This window comes from Nocardioides flavus (ex Wang et al. 2016) (assembly GCF_014653115.1).
GTDB lineage: Bacteria > Actinomycetota > Actinomycetes > Propionibacteriales > Nocardioidaceae > Nocardioides > Nocardioides flavus.
Genome location: NZ_BNAD01000030.1, coordinates 1 through 1438, shown reverse-complemented (window position 1 = coordinate 1438; position 1438 = coordinate 1). Strand labels below are relative to the sequence as shown.

Below are 1438 nucleotides of genomic sequence, written 5' to 3'. Positions count from 1 at the left end.
CCGGCTCTCCTGACACATCTGTGGGTAGGTGAGCGCGCCTGTCGTGGCGGCACGCCGCTCCCTGCCTAGGTTTCTGAGCTGTCGAAGAACAGGAACCGGTGACAGGAGAACGGCGTGCCTGGGGTCAGCCTATGGCGCGGTCTGCTCGGGTTGGAGCACACCGCGATCGAGAACGTGACCAAAGACCCGGACGGGTCGCTGGTCTTCCACGTGCGGCCGATGGCGCGTCGGCAGGGCCGGTGTGGCCGGTGCCGTCGACGTTGTCCCCGCTACGACGCCGGTTCTTCGCGCCGGCGGTGGCGGACCTTGGACCACGGGATCGCGATGGCGTTCTTGGAGGCTGACGCGCCCCGAGTGCGCTGCCCGGCACACGGCGTGGTGGTCGCTCACGTGCCGTGGGCCGCCCACGGTGCGGGTCACACGCACACCTTCGACCAGCAGGCCGCGTGGCTGGTGGTGCGGACCTCGAAGACCGCGGTCACCGAGCTGATGCGGATCGCGTGGCGCACGGTCGGCGCGATCGTGGACCGGGTCTGGACCCGGATCCAGGCTGAGCACGGCGGCCCGGCCGGGGACCAGCTCGAGGGCCTGCGCCGGATCGGGATCGACGAGATCTCCTACCGGCGCGGGCAGTTGTACCTGACCGTGGTCGTCGACCACGACTCCGGTCACCTGGTGTGGGCCGAGCCCGGCCGTGACCGCGACACGCTGCGCCGGTTCTTCGACGACCTCGGCGTCGAGCGCAGCAGCCTGATCACCCATGTCTCGGCCGACCAAGCCGGCTGGATCAGCCACGTGGTCACCGAACGCTGTCCGACCGCGATCCAGTGCGCCGATCCCTTCCACGTCATCAAGTGGGCCAACCAGGCCCTGGGCAACGTACGTGCCCGGGCCTGGCGCACGGCCCGCGCCGGTGGCGCCACCCACAAGAACGGCATCGAACACGGCCGGCAACGGCGTGACTCCACCGGCGCTGCGCGCGAGCTGCGCGATGCCCGCCACGCCTTGTGGAAGAACCCCGAGGACCTCACCTGCCGCCAGCAACAGCGCCTGGACTGGATTGCCGCCACGCACCCCGAGCTATGGGAGGCCTACCGGCTCAAGGAAGGCCTTCGGTTGCTGCTGCGCATGCGCGGCCGCCCCGGACTCGACGCCCTCGACGAATGGCTCGCCTGGGCCACCCACAGCGGTGTCCCTGAAATGACCCACCTGGCCGCACGCATCACGGCCATCCGGGAGCGGGTCGAGGCCACCCTCACCCACGGCCTGTCCAACGCCCTTGTCGAGTCCGTGAACACCAAGATCCGACTACTCACCCGCATCGCGTTCGGCTTCCACTCACCCCAACCCCTCATCGCGCTCGCGATGCTCAGCCGCGGCCCCTACAGACCAGCCCTCCCAAGCCGAGCATGACCCACACATCAGTCAGGAGAGCCGG

General features: G+C 69.7%; 1 protein-coding gene. It reads left to right on the top strand.

Annotation, left to right across the window (positions count from 1 at the left end; translation table 11 throughout):
• Positions 1-114 precede the first annotated feature (114 nt).
• On the top strand, positions 115-1413 hold the full coding sequence (locus IE200_RS20450) for an ISL3 family transposase (RefSeq protein WP_191281338.1): 1299 nt from the start codon (positions 115-117) through the stop codon (positions 1411-1413).
• The last annotated feature ends 25 nt before the right edge of the window (positions 1414-1438 follow it).